Below are 14,071 nucleotides of genomic sequence, written 5' to 3'. Positions count from 1 at the left end.
TCGGCGGCGAAAACCGGAGGTGAGGGAAGACGTATGGGACCAGGACCGGCAGCCGCCCCCGTGCGGGTGACGGCGCTCGCGAGCCTGACGCCGTTGGAGGAGTTGGACACCGACCCCTTCTTGGTGGACTCGCGCAGCCAGCACGCCATGTGCGCTCGCTGGGCCGTCGAGCGCGGATACGTCGTCGCCAGGGAGTTGCTGGTGAGCGGCGTCCGGGCGGACCACGAGGCGCTCTGGGAGGGGGTCAGCCCGGGGCGTGACGTGTTCGTCGCGCCGAGTCGCCGGGTGCTGGAGGGGGCGTTGTCCTCCGTGGCGGACTTCACCGCCGAGTGCGCCCGGCGGGGGGTTCGGGTCGAGACGGTCGGGCGCGCCGAGCCGTCGTACGACGCGGAGATGAAGGCGTGTGTGCATCGGCGTCTGTCGATGCCCACGGCCGGGTACGACGGGAGGTGACCAGCGCGCCCGACGGCGAAGGGGCGGCCGCGGACCGCCGGGGGCGTGGCCGACCGGTGTGACAGGCTGGGAGGCGGGCCCGTGCGCACCGCGTGGGTCGCGCGGGACGTGAGGTGGCGCAGCGTGGGCGGAGGGCGCTGGCGGCGGGTCGCCAGTCAATTGGGTCGGAGTGTGACCGTGTGGGCGGCCTCCACGGTCACCATGCTGGTCCTGGCGGGGTTGCTGCCCGACTTCCGGATCCAGTCGGAGGACGGCGACAGCGCCACGGACACCGCCGTCGCGGCGGCCGCCGGCGCGGGGGCCTTCGGGTTGCTGTCCGCGCTGGTGTGGCCGGCGCTGGTGCGTCTGCTCCTCCTCGTGCCGGCCTTGGTCCTCGGGCTGTTGGTGTTCTTCCTCAACGGAGCCCTCCTGCTGTTGGCCCTGCGTCTCAACCCGGCCGAGCGAGGCGCCGCCGCCTGGGAGACGGCGGTGGTGGTGGCCGCCGTGATGTCCGCCGTCGCCTCCGCGACCGGTGCCGCCCTGGCCGTGCGCGACGACGACGCCTACCGACGTCGTCTCCACCGTCTCGCGCACCGGCGCCGCCGGCGGGCCCCGCCCTGTCCCTCCACGCCCGGGACGGTCTTCCTGCAACTCGACGGCGTCGGCCACGACGTGCTGCGCGACGCCGTGGCCAAGGGGCTGGTTCCCACGCTGGCCCGCTGGCTCGGCGAGGACGGCTCGCCGGCCACCCATCGACTCACCCGTTGGCGGACCGACTGGTCCAGCCAGACGGGAGCGAGCCAGCTCGGCATCCTGCACGGCGACAACCACGACGTGCCCGCCTTCCGCTGGTACGAGAAGGACCGGCGGGAGGTGATGGTCTGCAACCGGCCGAGCACGGCCGCGCTCCTGCAACACCGCGCCGAGGCGCGTGCGGGGCACGGCGGGTTGCTCCGTCGGGACGGGGCCAGCCGGGGCAACCTGTTCAGCGGCGGCGCCGGCGAACAGGCCCTCGTGCTGTCCATCGCCACGCGTCGCCGCGGCCGGGAGAACAGATCGCGTGCCGGCTACTTCGCCTACTTCTCCGACCCGGCGAACGCCGTGCGCACCGCGCTCTCCTTCGTCGCCGAGGTGGGCCGCGAGGTCGGTCAGTCCGCCAGGGCTCGCTGCCGAGGCGACCGACCCCGCGTGTCCCGCGGCGGGCTCTACCCTCTCGTGCGGGCGTTCGCGACCGTCGTCGAACGGGACGTGGTGGTCGCCGCCGTGATGGGCGACCTGCTCGCCGGCCGCTCCTCCGTCTACGCCGACCTGGTGGCCTACGACGAGGTCGCCCACCACTCCGGCCCTACGAGCCACGACGCGGAGAAGGTGCTGCGGCGGCTGGACCGGGCGGTCGGGCTGATCGAGAAGGTGGCCGAGCACGCGCCGCGCCCCTACCGGATCGTGGTCCTCTCCGACCATGGACAGAGCCCGGGCGAGACCTTCCGCGCCCGCTACGGTCTCACCCTCGCCGACCTGGTGCGGGCCGGTTGCGGTCTGCCGGTGCCGAGGCGGGCGCGTCGGACCCGCTCAGGCGCGGAGGCGCGCAGCGCGGTGCGGGCGGCCCTGCGGATACCGGTGGAGGAGCGCGAGGAGCGGTCGAGGCCGGAGCGGCGCCGCCGGGAGCCGATCGTGCTCGCCTCGGGAAACCTGGGACTCGTCTCCTTCCCGGACGTGCCGCACCGGATGAGCCGCGAGGAGATCGACGCGCGTCACCCCGCGCTGCTCCCCACTCTCGCCAACCACCCCGGCATAGGTTTTCTGCTGGTCCGCAGCGAGGAGCACGGCGGCGTCGTCCTGGGGGCACGGGGTGTGGAGACACCGCTGGCGCGGCTGGACCGGGAACCGGGTCCGCTCGCTCCCTTCGGTCCCGCCGCCGCAGCAGCGGTACGGCGGACCCACACCTTCCCCCACACCGCCGACATCATGATCAATTCATTTCACGATCCGGCCGACGGCGAGGTCCTCGCCTTCGAGGAGCAGATCGGCTCGCACGGGGGCCTCGGAGGCGCGCAGTCGGAGCCCTTCCTGTTGTCCCCGCTCGTCCTCGGCCCGCCGGAGCCCGAGGGCGCCGAGCCGGTCGGCGCCGAGCGCGTGCACGAGGTGTTGGCCCGCTGGCTGGGGGAGACGGCCGAGCCCGGGGCCCGGCTGCCGCGCTCCCGCGCGGCGCGTCGGCCGGCGGGGGCGCCCGCCGCCGAACCGGACGGCGTGTTGGGGGAGGGCCGGTCCTGAGGCCGCCGGCCGGCTCGCCTCCCGCCCGCTGGGGGGAGCGCGATCGGGGCGCGCACCGGTCGCCGTGCGCGGGGGCGACCGTCGCCCCGCCCGCGAGTCCGCGCCGGGGGTCGGGGCGAGCCGGGTCCTGCGAGTGGGCCCGGCCGGAGTGTGGTCGGATGGGTGTCGAGGCCCCGAGAGGGGGTCGCAGGATCCATGCGAAGGGAACGACCGTGGCGACAACGCGCACCGCACACACCGTCTGGGAAGGCGACCTGCTCCAGGGGAAGGGGGGGGTCACCTTCGACTCCTCGGGGATCGGCGACTACCAGGTGTCGTGGCCGTCGCGCGCCGAGCGCCCCGACGGGCGGACGAGCCCCGAGGAGTTGATCGCGGCGGCGCACTCCAGCTGCTTCTCCATGGCGCTCTCGCACGGGCTGGCGGGCGCCGGTACCCCGCCGAACCGACTGGTCACGTCCGCCGACGTGACCTTCCAGCCCGGCGAGGGCATCACCGGCATCCACCTCACCGTGGAGGGCACCGTCCCCGGACTCGACGCGGAGGGCTTCACCGCCGCCGCCGAGGAGGCGAAGCGGGGCTGCCCGGTCAGCCAGGCCCTGACCGGGACGACCATCACCTTGACGGCCAAGCTCGTCTGATCCGTGCGTTCCCGTCGGCGTCCGTCCCGCGACGCGCCGGCGGGCACCGTGCCGCCCGTGCCGTCCCTCGGCGCGGGCGGCACGTCCGCCCCAGGGGCGGCGACGTGCCCGGCGTGGCTCGGTTTCGCCGAGGTCGGGGCAGGTACCCGGACCCCCGGTGGAAGGGGACGGCGATGGGACGCGCGGTCGGAATCGATCTGGGGACGACCAACTCCGTGGTGGCGGTGCTGGAGGGGGGCGAGCCCACCGTCGTCGCCAACGCGGAGGGGGCGCGCACCACTCCCTCGGTGGTGGCGTTCGCGAAGAACGGCGACGTGCTGGTCGGCGAGGTCGCCAAGCGGCAGGCCGTGACGAACGTCGACAGGACGGCCCGGTCGATGAAGCGACACATGGGCGACCCGACGTGGCGCTTCCCCGAGGACGGGACGGTGGACGGTTCCAGGTATCGCGCCCAGGAACTCTCGGCGCGCGTCCTGCAGAAGCTGAAGCGCGACGCGGAGGCCTATCTCGGCGAGGACGTCACCGACGCGGTGATCACCGTGCCCGCCTACTTCGACGACACCCAGCGGCAGGCGACCAAGGAGGCCGGTGAGATCGCCGGCCTGAACGTGCTGAGGATCATCAACGAGCCCACGGCGGCGGCCTTGGCCTACGGGCTGGACCAGGGACACGAGCACACCGTGCTCGTCTTCGACCTTGGGGGTGGAACCTTCGACGTGTCGCTCCTGGAGATGGGTGACGGCGTCATCGAGGTCAAGGCCACCAACGGCGACACTCGTCTGGGGGGCGACGACTGGGACCAACGCGTCGTCGAGTATCTCGTCAAGCGCTTCCAGGACGGCCACGGCATCGATCTGGGCCGGGACAAGATGGCGGTGCAACGGTTGAGGGAAGCCGCGGAGAAAGCCAAGATCGAACTCTCCTCGTCCACCGAGACCGGTGTCAACCTCCCCTACATCACGGCCTCGGCCGAGGGTCCGCTGCATCTGGAGGAGCGGCTGACCCGCACGCGGCTGCGCGAACTCACCGCCGACCTCCTCGAACGCTGCCGGACCCCCTTCCACCAGGCCGTGGCGGACGCGGGCATCGAATTGTCCGCCGTCGACCACGTCATCCTGGTGGGCGGTTCCACCCGTATGCCGGCCGTGACCGAACTCGTCCGGGACCTCACGGGCAAGGACCCGCACAAGGGGGTCAACCCCGACGAGGTCGTGGCCGTCGGCGCGGCACTCCAGGCGGGCGTCCTGCGCGGCGACGTCAAGGACGTGCTGTTGTTGGACGTCACCCCGCTGTCCCTCGGCATCGAGACCAAGGGCGGCATCATGACCAAGCTGATCGAGCGCAACACCACGATCCCCACCAGACGGTCGGAGACCTTCACCACCGCGGAGGACAACCAGCCCTCCGTCGGTATCCAGGTCTACCAGGGAGAGCGCGAGATCGCCGGCTACAACAAGAAGCTGGGCGTCTTCGACCTCACCGGTCTGCCTCCCGCTCCGAGAGGCCTGCCACAGATCGAGGTGGCCTTCGACATCGACGCCGACGGGATCATGCACGTCTCGGCCAAGGACCTGGCCACCGGACGGGAACAGAAGATGACGGTGACCGGCGGGTCGGCGTTGGCCAAGGAGGACATCGACCGCATGGTCCGGGACGCAGAGCGGTACGCCGAGGAGGACCGGGCCCGGAGGGAGGCCGCGGAGACCCGCAACCAGGCCGAGCAACTCGTCTACCAGACCGAGGACTTCCTGAGGGAGAACACCGACACCATCCCGGCCGACGTCCGGTCCGACGTGGAGACGGCCGTCGCCGAGGCGCGGACGCTGCTCGACCGGGAGGCCGACACCGCCGCCCTGCGCGAGGGGGTGGAGCGGCTGGCGGCGGTGAGCCAGCGGATGGGGCAGGCGATGTACGCGGCCGGCAGCCGGAAGCCCGACGACTCCGCGACCCAGGCGGCGCCGGAGGAGGAGACGGTGGTGGACGCGGAGATCGTCGACGACGAACCGGCGCCCGACGGCGAGGACGGGCCCGGCCCGGCCCGGTGACCCGCCGCCCGCCCGGATCGACCGAACGGACGGGCCGTCGCCGCTTCCCGTCCCCCGCGTGGTGTCGCCTCCGCCCCCGCGTCCTCGCGCGGCCGGTTCACCGCCCCGCCCGGGGGCCGGGCGACCGCCCCGGTGAGGGCGGCGCGGGCGGAAGCGTGGCACAGACCGCCTCCAGCACGCACGCGTAGGGGGTCCCGCGGTCCTGGAGTCGCCCTCGCAGCCCCACCAGCGCGTCCCGATGGTCCAACAAGGGCGTGTCGTCGCCGGTGCGCGAGGTCAGTTCCAGCACCGCCGGGAGGAAGTCGGGGGGTTGCTCGCCCGTGAGCCGCAACCCGTGGGCCTCGAAGAGGCCCGCGAACCGCCGCGCCGCGCCCCCGTCGTCGTCCCTGGACCACCGGCTCAGCCGGAGACTGTGCCGCTCCTCGTCGAGGAAGACCTCCGTGTAATGGGCCTGGAGGTCGGGCGGCGATACGGCGACCGCGTGGTCGGTGAACGCGCGCAGCTGCGGGGCCGCCTCGCGCAGCAGCGGCAACCGGGCGCGGAAGTCGTCGTCCGGGTAGGTCAGACAGAGCGCCGCCGCCTGATACAGCACCTGGAAACCGGGCATCGCGCCTCCCTAGCACCCGTGGCGGGCAACGGTTGCCCGCCGGGGAACGGCGTCCGGTGCGCGGTCCCGGCCCGCCGACGGAACACCCCTGGGAGGGGTTCCGTCGGGCTCCGCCGGTGGGGAGACGGTGCGCACCGGGTGCCTCGACGGGGCCTGTCCCCTGTCGTGGCACGGCCGTGCCCTCGACCCGAACCTAGGGGCGGTCGGCGACGCGCACCCGTTCGCGGCACCCGTACGGGTCAGTGGGCCTCGCGGTGGCCGCGCAGGATCTTCTCGGTCCGTCGGCCCGAGGCGGCCAGGGCAGTCATGTGGTCGAGGACTCGAAGGTGCCGGGAGACCTCCCCACGCGAATCGAGATACAGGGCACCGGTCAGGTACTCGGTGAACACCATGTCGGGCAATTCCGGCTCGCCGAACCGGAAGAGCGTGAACGGCGCGTACGTCCCCGGGTGCGGTCCGGCGGCGAACTCCGCGACCTGCAAGGTCACCCGGTCCAGTGCCGCCGACTCCAGCAGGGCGTCGAGCTGCTCGCGCATCACCCGGCCACCGCCCCCGACCGGCCTGCGCAACACGGTCTCGTCCATGATCACCCACAGGTGGGGCGGGTTCTCGCCGCGCAGCAGCCGTTGCCGTTCCATGCGCAAAGCCACGTGCCGATCGACCGACTCGCGGTCCCCCGAGGCCCCGATCGTGCCCGATTCCAGCACCGCTCGCGCGTAGGCCTCGGTCTGCAGCAGTCCCGGCACGAAGTGCGGTTCGTAGGACCGGATCATCCGGGCGGAGCTCTCCAGGCTGACGTACAGACTGAACCAGTCCGGCAGCACGTCGTGGTAGCGCTGCCACCAGCCGGGTCCGTTCACCTCCTCGGCGAGCGCCGCGAAGGCGGCCACCTCGGCCTCCGGCACTCCGTATGCGGACAACAGGACCTGGACGTACGGGATCTTCAGGGCGACCTCGGCCGTCTCCATCCGCCGGATCGTGGCCGGGGCGACCCGCAACACCCGCGCCGCCCCGTCCCGGCCGAAGCCCGCCGCCTCCCGCAGTTCCCGCAGCCGGATACCCAACACCACCTGGCCCACCGTCGGGGCGGCCCGTCGCTCGCTCACGTTGTGCCTCCCCACGCGGGTCGTCGGGCAGTCTGCCACGGCGCGCCCCCTCGTCCCAGGGGGCGCGGCCGGCCACCGGCCGTTCCCTCGCGCGACCGGGGCGGGGAACGGGCGCCTGTGGCAGGCTGGGCGGTGCCCGGCGCCCCGCGCGGAAGGAGCTCCGCCCATGCCCGTCGAACCGTTGTCGCAGCAGGAGATCGAGGAGGCGCTGGCCGACCTGCCCGGCTGGGGGCTGCGGGAGGGACGTCTCACCCGCTCCTACCACCTCGCCTCGCACCCGGCGGCCACGGCACTGGTGGTGCACATCTCCCAGCTCCAGGAGGAACTCGCCCACCACGCGGAGTTGACCCTCGGATACGACACGGTGTCGCTGGCCGTCCACACCCACAGCGCCGGCGGTGCCGTCACCGGCCTCGACCTGACACTGGCCCGCAGGGTCGAGGCCGTGTCCGCCGCGCACGGGGCCCGCTGAGCGGGTGCTCGACTACGAGGAGGAATCCCGCCACTACGACGCCTGGCGGGGCGGCGAGCCGCGGGCCGAGGCCGCCGCCCGGGCCGTGCTCGGACTGCTGCCGGAAACGGTGCGGGACGTGCTCGACGCCGGGTGCGGAACCGGGATCGTCACCCGACGCCTCGGCACCGACGCGCGCGGGTTGCGGGTCACCGGTGTCGACCGGGCCGCCGGCATGGTGCGCCGGGCCGCCGAACGGCTGCCCGGCGCGGTCGCCCGCGCCGACTGTCGCCGGCTGCCGTTTCGTGACGAGGCCTTCGACGCGGTCTGTTCCGTGTGGCTCCTGCACCTGGCGACGGGGGCCGAGGAGGCGGCGGCCCTGGTCGGCGAGTGCGCCAGGGTACTGCGGCCGGGCGGGACCTGGGTCACCACGGTCGACAAGGGTCCGTCCCACAACGTCGGCAGCGACATCGACGCGATCCTCGCCACCCGGCCCCCCAGCCCCGTCCCGGACGGAGCCGCCGCCGTCACCGCCCACGCCCGCCGCCACGGCCTGAGACCCGGTGGGCAGGCCCGGTTCGTCGGCCGCGGCCAGGGACGCAGCCCCCGCAGGACCATCGACGACCTGCGCCGGGGGTGGTTCGTCACCCTGCCGCCCGGCGATCCGCGCGCGGACGGCATCGCCGAACGCCTCGCGGCCCTCCCGGACCAGCACCGGCCCAGACCCGAACCGGTCTTCACCCTGCGGTCCTTTCGCAAGGCGCACGATCCCCCGCCTTGAGGGGACGGACTCGCGGCCCCCTACCGGGCCGGCGGCTCGCGGAGACGGCGCGGGCGTGCGCGTGGCGGGTGCCGTTCGGTCCCGCCGCCCGTGCCCGGTCGGCGGAACGCCGCGCCGCGCCCTCCGGCGGGCGGTGCCGACGGGGAGGGCGCGGCGGGGCGCGGCCGTCAGGCCATCTCGAAGACGGCCGGGTCCGGACCCAGTCGCCGGTCCTCGTTGAGGGCGCCGATCGCCGTGATGTCCTCGTCGTCCAGCGCGAAGTCGAAGACGTCGATGTTCTCCCGGATCCGGGACGGCGTCGCCGACTTCGGGATCACCACGTTGCCCGTCTGCACGTGCCAGCGCAGGACGACCTGCGCCGGGGTGCGTTCGTGCTTCTGCGCGATGGCGACCAGCGCGGGCACCTCCAGCAGTCCCCTGCCCTGCCCCAGCGGCGACCACGCCTCGGTGGCGATGCCGTGCCGGGCGTGGAACTCGCGGCTCGCGTGCTGCTGCAGGTGCGGGTGGAGCTCGATCTGGTTCACGGCGGGCACGATCGACGTCTCCGCGATGAGCCGCTCCAGATGCGCGGGAAGGAAGTTCGAGACTCCGATGGCGCGGATCCGGCCGTCCGCGTTCAGGCTCTCCAGGGCCCGGTAGGTCTCCACGTACTGGTCCCGCGCGGGCATCGGCCAGTGGATGAGGTACAGGTCGACGTAGTCCAGACCCAGCTTGGTCAAGGAACGGTCGAAGGCGCGCAGGGCGGCGTCGTGACCTTGGTCGCTGTTCCAGAGCTTGGTCGTCACGAAGAGGTCCTCGCGGGGGATCCCGGAGGCGGCGAGGGCCTTTCCGGTGCCCGCCTCGTTTTCGTAGAACGAGGCGGTGTCGACGCTTCGATACCCGGCCTCCAGCGCCGCGGAGATCGTCCTCTCGGCCTCGTCGTCCGGCACCTGCCAGACGCCCAGGCCGAGCTGGGGCATCTCGACGCCGTTGTTCAGGGTGATCGGGGGGACCTGGCTGCTCACGGGGTGTTGATCCTTCGGTCGGGGTCGAGTGCTACCGCCCATCCTCAACGATGGGACGTCCGCTCGCATTCCTGACCCGAGGATCCGCCACGGGTGGACGCGCGGCGGGGCGGCCGTGCGGGCGTCACCTCGACGGGGCCGCACGCACGATGACGAACCGAGGGCGGTACAGGGAGACGTTCCCGCTCAGCCGAGCGAGGGCGTCCCCGGTCCCCGGCCAGTTGACGTCGTGGCTGAGCACCAACGACCCGTCCGCGGACGCCAGGACCGGGTGCGCCCGCGGATTGTAGGCCCCCGCTCCTTCCGGCAGCGGCGGGCGGAAGCCGCCCGAGGGCCCGTGCCAGGGCCCGGTGGGCGCGCACGCCCAGTACATCGCCACGTCCGACAGGCTTCCGGCGCCCGCGGCCATGGTGAACAACAGGAGGGTGTCGCCGGCGTCGACGACGGAGAACGCGCTGCCCACCCCGGTGCTCCGGCCGTCCCCCAGGACGGCTTCCGGCCGTCCCTCGGCCGCCCAACCCGCCGCCGTCCAGAACCGCCAGGCGGTGTGGTCGTCCAGCCGACCGTCCGGGACACGCGCCACGTAGGCGTGGGACACCGGTCCGGAGACCGCCTGTCGGTCGTCCCCGCCGAACACGTAGGTGAAGCCGGCCTCGGACACCAGCGCGGTGCCGAACAGCACCCGCTGTGACGGATCCGACACCCACCGCTGGTCCAGGACCGGCGACACCCCCTCCACGCGCAGGCCGGGCAGGGACAGGGTGGCCACCTCGGTCGCCGTGGGCACGCCGTAGATCCAGGGATCCGGCCCCGCGGCGCGCTGCCAGAGCAGCACCCGCAACACCGGTTCGTCGGACCCCGGGGCGCGGGGCTCCACGCGGGCCGCGACCGGCCATCGCCACCGATCGGGGCCGGGGTCGGCGAAGAGCGGCGCCGGCAGGGTGCGTTCGAGCCGTCCGTCGCGCATCACCACCGCCGAGTTGCGCACCAGCGGGGTCGCGGCGTCGCGCCACGCGTGCGGCTCGCCGGCCGGGTTGGGCGGTGGACGCACCGGGCCGAGAAAGGTGTCGGAGAACAACCACAGCACCCTGCCGTCGGGCAGCCGCACCGAGTGGGTTCCGTCGCCGCCCGTCCAGTCGTCCGTGCGCGCGGGATCGTCCCCGTAGTCGGCGAAGGTCCGGGTGAGTTCCTCGTGGGGCCGCCAGGAGGCGATCGTGTGCGGCACGCACCCGTCCGGGCCGCCCACCCCGCGCTCGCCGTTCGGGACCACAGTGAGCAGGACGGCCGCGAGCACCAGGCCGAGCGACATGCCGAACGCCGCTCCCGGCCGTCGTCGCGTGCGAGCTTCGGACACGCTGCGGGACGCTACCCGGTACGCGTCGCCCGGGTCCACGGTCGTGCGTACCGGGGCGTCGTCGAGAGACCCGCCTTCGGGCCCGAGTGCGGGGGTCGGCGCTTCGGTGTCCGACCGAGTCTCGCGGTCCTCTCATGCCCCTTTCACGCTCACCTCATAGGGTGGGCGCTCGGCCTCCTCTCCCTGAGGAGGGGGTCTTCCCGCGGCCCCGCGCCGAGGGAGGTTTCCCGTCTCGTCGTCGATCGCCCGCCCGGAGTGCTTCGTTGAGGTCTCGCACCACTCGCGCGCACGGACACCGGCCCGGCCGGCACGTTCCGAGCCGCGCGCACGTCCCGGTCGGGAACCGTCCGGCGGTCGTGCGTGAGTGTCCGGACGCTCGGTGGGGTCGCGCCGCGCGCACGGCGACCGCTCGAGCACGGTTCGGAGGAGGGGAACCACCCGCCGAGCGTGATCGCCTCGCGCCGACGCCCGCGGTTCTCGGACTCCGGCGCGCGCCGAGACCCCGCCCGGTCGATGTGGGCGCGCGCCCGAACGTCCCGGCGGCCGACCGGTCGGCGTCCCCGGCCCCGCCTCGCAGGGGCCTCGATTCCTCCCCCGGCCGAAGCCGGGGGCATCCCACGAAGGGAAGAGACGATGACGCAGGCGACACCGCCGGGGTGGTACCCGGACCCCGGGCAGGCTCCGGACGCTCCCGCCGCGGAGCGCTGGTGGGACGGCGGCGCGTGGACGGACCGGATACGGCCCGCCGCCGCGACCTCCTCGGAGGGCACCGCGTCCCCCGGGGGCGAGGACCCGCCGGTCGACCCTGCCCAGGGGCGGGAGTCGGGCCCTCTTCCGGGCGCCACGGAGTCGACGGGGGAGCGGGTGCCGATCAGCCTCGCCAAGCCGGCCGCGCGGGAACCGATCCCCGGCGACGAGCCCGCCCGGTCGCCCGAGGTGGCACCCGGCACCGTGCCGCCCCCCGCGTGGGGGAACCAGGCCGTGCCGCCGCCCCCGGGCACCGCGGCCTGGCAGGGGCACCCGACCCCCACGCCCGAGTACACGTCTCGGCCCGCCGGGCGTCGGCGGCTGTGGACCGCGGCCGCGGTGGTGGCGACCGCGGCCGTCCTGACGGGAATCGGGGTCGGGGTGTACGCCCTGGCCGGTGACGGGACCACCGATCGGGAGGGTCGCTCGGCCCAGGGCGGGCCCCGGGACGAGCGCGGCCCCAGGGACGACCGAGGCCCGGACGGTGGCGACCGTGCCCCCGGGGACTCCGCCGACGGTGGGGCCGGGTCCGGGACGGTGACGGACCCGCTGAGCGGGATCAGCCTGCCGATTCCCGAGGGTTGGCACGGTCAGCGCGGTCCGATGGGCGCCTTCGTCGTCTCCGACGACACCTACGCGTGTCCCGGGGACGAGTCCCGGGAGTGCACCAAGGGAGGAGCCCACTCGAGCCCGCGGGTGTCCGGGGGCGCCACGGCCGAGGAGGTCGCCAAGGCGGACATCGAGGCCAACGCCGAGGAGTCCTACGGCCAGGGCTACGGATCGCTCGACTCGCACGAGGAACTGGTGTCGGAGAAGGTCACGGTGGCGGGACAGTCGGGCTACCGGGTCCGCTGGCTGGCGGTCACGAGCGAGGGCTCGGACGGTTACGTCGAGTCGGTGGCCTTCCCCTCGCCCTCGGCCCCGCAGCGGATCGTGGTGGTCCGCGTGGGGGTCGACGTCGACCAGGGGCAGGGTGTGCTGGACGAGATCGTCGAGGGCATCCAGGCCGCCTCGGGAGGGCGAGCCGGTCGGGGCGTCTGAACCGTCGGTCGCGCGGGTCCCGCCGACGCGGTTCCCTCAGTCGGTGGCCGCCGGTACGGCTCTCAGGTGCCCGGTCGGTCTGCGCCGCCGGCGGGGACGGTGCGACCGACGCGGGGCCTCGCGCAGCACCATTGTCGACCGGGTGAAGCCCAGCCGCTCCAGCCGGCCGGGCGTCTCCACGACGAAGCGGCACTCGGTCGCGCCCCACCTGGGGTCCGGGTGCAGCAGCGGCCGAACGGCGCCGTCGTGCTCCACCGCCTGCTCGCCGACGGCCCGTACCCAGTGCGGAAGGCCGTGCCGGTAGGCGACATCCATGATCGGATCCTGGGCGATCTCCTGGCGGATGTCCCGCAACACGTCCTCGTGCCCGCCGTCCCGCTCCAGCGCGGAGGCGAACTGGGCGAGCATCGGCAGACACCAACGCGACTCGTGTTCGCCCAGGACCGACGCCGCGTCCGGGTGGAAGAGGACGAACCGGAGGAAGTTCTCGTCGGGCATGGCCGAGGGGTGCGGCCCCACGTCTCGGAAGAGCGCCCGGAACGCCTCGTTGGCCAGCACCACTCCCCACGCGCGGTCGAGGACGAACGACGGGAACGACACCGCCTCCAGAAGCGCGGCGTAGTCCCGCAGGTACGCCAGGGTCTCGGGGGTCGCGGAGGCGGGGCGCGGCACCGGCCGCTGCTCTCCAGCCTGAAATCCCATCGGGAGGTCACCCCTCTTGCCCTATGCGGCCTTCACGCGGCGCCCCGATCCTGCTGCCCCCACGTGAGCCATGTCAACTATCGTGGCATTCCTGGCCGATTGACGGCCGAAACTGGCCACAATCGTGGCGATGCCTGGAGGCCGCCTCGGGCGAAGGACTAGCCTCCGGGAAGTTCACGACAACCGCTTGTGAGAAGCCTGTGAGTCCGGTGGGAGACATGGGAGATCGGTCGGTGGCGGATGGCTTCGAGAGGTCCGACGGCACGCCCTCGGAGGTGCTCCCGGCGGTCGTCGCCCGTGTCGCGGCCCTCGCCGACCGGCTCGGGGTCCCGCGCCGGGAGGTCTTCGGCATCGAGCGTCTCTCCGTCGCGTCCGGGGTTCCCGAATCCGTCGTGCACGCGCTGCTCGCCGGTCGTCCGGCCGGTGAACCCGACGTCCAGGCCCGCTTCCTGCAGCGTCTGGACCTGCTGCGCCGCAGCAGGCTGAAACGGAACGGCCGCAGGTACACCCAGCAGGAGATCGCCGACGGCACCGGCATGTCGCGTCAGCAGGCGGGAGCCCTCATCAACGGCGACCGCCGGCCGACCATGGAGCACTGCGACGCCATCCAACGCTTCTTCGGTGTGCACGCGGGATTCCTGACCGCCGAGGACCCGGAGGCCTTGGCGAGCGTCCTGAGCCACACCGAACAGGAACTGCTGCAACGCCTCGCCGACCACGAACGCCGATCGGCCTCCCCGGCCGAGGACCCCCTGGAACGGCTGATGCAGGACCATGGTGTCCGCGGGATCGCCTGGCGGGCCGCGCAACTGCCCACGGACCAGCACCGCGACAAAGTGGCCGAATGGCTGGACATGCTCTTGGAGAGCGTCAAGCGACCGGAGTCGTGAGA

The 14,071-nt window shown here is 73.6% G+C and carries 13 protein-coding genes; 8 read left to right on the top strand and 5 right to left on the bottom strand.

From position 1 onward, the window contains the following. Positions 1-33 precede the first annotated feature (33 nt). The 4 genes from JEK78_RS02405 to dnaK all read left to right on the top strand — a co-directional run bounded on the left by JEK78_RS02405 (position 34) and on the right by dnaK (position 5,386). Entirely contained in the window at positions 34-453 is a 420-nt protein-coding gene (locus JEK78_RS02405) for a hypothetical protein (RefSeq protein ID WP_200262441.1), read from the top strand. A 177-nt stretch (positions 454-630) separates the two neighbouring features. Beyond that, positions 631-2,703 carry a phage holin family protein gene (locus JEK78_RS02400; RefSeq protein WP_200263952.1) on the top strand — a complete coding sequence of 691 codons (2,073 nt, stop codon included), beginning with the start codon at positions 631-633 and terminating at the stop codon, positions 2,701-2,703. A gap of 212 nt (positions 2,704-2,915) precedes the next feature. After that, positions 2,916-3,341, top strand: a complete 426-nt coding sequence (locus tag JEK78_RS02395) for an OsmC family protein (protein WP_200262440.1) — start codon at positions 2,916-2,918, stop codon at positions 3,339-3,341. A gap of 173 nt (positions 3,342-3,514) precedes the next feature. Next, the gene (gene dnaK, locus JEK78_RS02390) at positions 3,515-5,386 is read left to right on the top strand and encodes a molecular chaperone DnaK (protein ID WP_200262439.1); all 1,872 of its coding nucleotides are present in this window, start codon (positions 3,515-3,517) and stop codon (positions 5,384-5,386) included. Positions 5,387-5,483: 97 nt separating this feature from the next. On the opposite strand, the gene JEK78_RS02385 is transcribed toward dnaK, so the two are convergent. Both JEK78_RS02385 and JEK78_RS02380 read right to left on the bottom strand, forming a co-directional pair. Further along, on the bottom strand, positions 5,484-5,993 hold the full coding sequence (locus tag JEK78_RS02385; protein WP_200262438.1) for a molecular chaperone TorD family protein: 510 nt from the start codon (positions 5,991-5,993) through the stop codon (positions 5,484-5,486). 239 nt (positions 5,994-6,232) lie between these two features. After that, the gene (locus JEK78_RS02380) at positions 6,233-7,099 is read right to left on the bottom strand and encodes a helix-turn-helix transcriptional regulator (RefSeq protein WP_200262437.1); all 867 of its coding nucleotides are present in this window, start codon (positions 7,097-7,099) and stop codon (positions 6,233-6,235) included. 166 nt (positions 7,100-7,265) lie between these two features. On the opposite strand from JEK78_RS02380, the gene JEK78_RS02375 reads away from it, so the two are divergent. Together JEK78_RS02375 and JEK78_RS02370 are read left to right on the top strand one after the other, a co-directional pair. Continuing rightward, positions 7,266-7,571 (top strand): 4a-hydroxytetrahydrobiopterin dehydratase, encoded by a 306-nt coding sequence (locus tag JEK78_RS02375; RefSeq protein ID WP_200262436.1) that lies wholly within the window; start codon positions 7,266-7,268, stop codon positions 7,569-7,571. 4 nt (positions 7,572-7,575) lie between these two features. After that, positions 7,576-8,331: a class I SAM-dependent methyltransferase gene (locus tag JEK78_RS02370; RefSeq protein ID WP_200262435.1), complete on the top strand. Its 756-nt coding sequence runs from the start codon at positions 7,576-7,578 to the stop codon at positions 8,329-8,331. A 167-nt stretch (positions 8,332-8,498) separates the two neighbouring features. Here JEK78_RS02370 and JEK78_RS02365 read toward each other — a convergent pair whose 3' ends face one another. Both JEK78_RS02365 and JEK78_RS02360 read right to left on the bottom strand, forming a co-directional pair. Further along, positions 8,499-9,335 (bottom strand): aldo/keto reductase, encoded by an 837-nt coding sequence (locus tag JEK78_RS02365; RefSeq protein ID WP_200262434.1) that lies wholly within the window; start codon positions 9,333-9,335, stop codon positions 8,499-8,501. A gap of 124 nt (positions 9,336-9,459) precedes the next feature. Then, complete coding sequence (locus JEK78_RS02360; RefSeq protein ID WP_200263951.1) at positions 9,460-10,644, bottom strand: hypothetical protein; 1,185 nt, start codon at positions 10,642-10,644, stop codon at positions 9,460-9,462. 678 nt (positions 10,645-11,322) lie between these two features. Between JEK78_RS02360 and JEK78_RS02355 the strand changes: the two genes are divergently transcribed. Next, positions 11,323-12,477 carry a DUF2510 domain-containing protein gene (locus JEK78_RS02355; RefSeq protein WP_200262433.1) on the top strand — a complete coding sequence of 385 codons (1,155 nt, stop codon included), beginning with the start codon at positions 11,323-11,325 and terminating at the stop codon, positions 12,475-12,477. 36 nt (positions 12,478-12,513) lie between these two features. Here JEK78_RS02355 and JEK78_RS02350 read toward each other — a convergent pair whose 3' ends face one another. Continuing rightward, the gene (locus JEK78_RS02350) at positions 12,514-13,179 is read right to left on the bottom strand and encodes a hypothetical protein (RefSeq protein WP_200262432.1); all 666 of its coding nucleotides are present in this window, start codon (positions 13,177-13,179) and stop codon (positions 12,514-12,516) included. Between the two features lie 218 nt (positions 13,180-13,397). On the opposite strand from JEK78_RS02350, the gene JEK78_RS02345 reads away from it, so the two are divergent. Beyond that, the gene (locus tag JEK78_RS02345) at positions 13,398-14,069 is read left to right on the top strand and encodes a helix-turn-helix transcriptional regulator (protein ID WP_200262431.1); all 672 of its coding nucleotides are present in this window, start codon (positions 13,398-13,400) and stop codon (positions 14,067-14,069) included. Positions 14,070-14,071: the final 2 nt, after the last annotated feature.

Source organism: Streptomyces sp. HSG2 (genome assembly GCF_016598575.1).
In the GTDB taxonomy this organism is placed as follows: domain Bacteria; phylum Actinomycetota; class Actinomycetes; order Streptomycetales; family Streptomycetaceae; genus Streptomyces.
This window is presented reverse-complemented; position numbering and strand designations above follow the sequence as displayed.

What these genes read in the sequence shown, in the direction of transcription:
- JEK78_RS02405 (WP_200262441.1), top strand. Translation starts at nt 34, where the DNA reads ATGGGACCAGGACCGGCAGCCGCCCCCGTGCGGGTGACGGCGCTCGCG.
- dnaK (WP_200262439.1), top strand. Translation starts at nt 3,515, where the DNA reads ATGGGACGCGCGGTCGGAATCGATCTGGGGACGACCAACTCCGTGGTG.
- JEK78_RS02385 (WP_200262438.1), bottom strand. Translation starts at nt 5,993, where the DNA reads ATGCCCGGTTTCCAGGTGCTGTATCAGGCGGCGGCGCTCTGTCTGACC.
- JEK78_RS02375 (WP_200262436.1), top strand. Translation starts at nt 7,266, where the DNA reads ATGCCCGTCGAACCGTTGTCGCAGCAGGAGATCGAGGAGGCGCTGGCC.
- JEK78_RS02360 (WP_200263951.1), bottom strand. Translation starts at nt 10,644, where the DNA reads ATGTCGCTCGGCCTGGTGCTCGCGGCCGTCCTGCTCACTGTGGTCCCG.
- JEK78_RS02355 (WP_200262433.1), top strand. Translation starts at nt 11,323, where the DNA reads ATGACGCAGGCGACACCGCCGGGGTGGTACCCGGACCCCGGGCAGGCT.
- JEK78_RS02350 (WP_200262432.1), bottom strand. Translation starts at nt 13,179, where the DNA reads ATGGGATTTCAGGCTGGAGAGCAGCGGCCGGTGCCGCGCCCCGCCTCC.
- JEK78_RS02345 (WP_200262431.1), top strand. Translation starts at nt 13,398, where the DNA reads ATGGGAGATCGGTCGGTGGCGGATGGCTTCGAGAGGTCCGACGGCACG.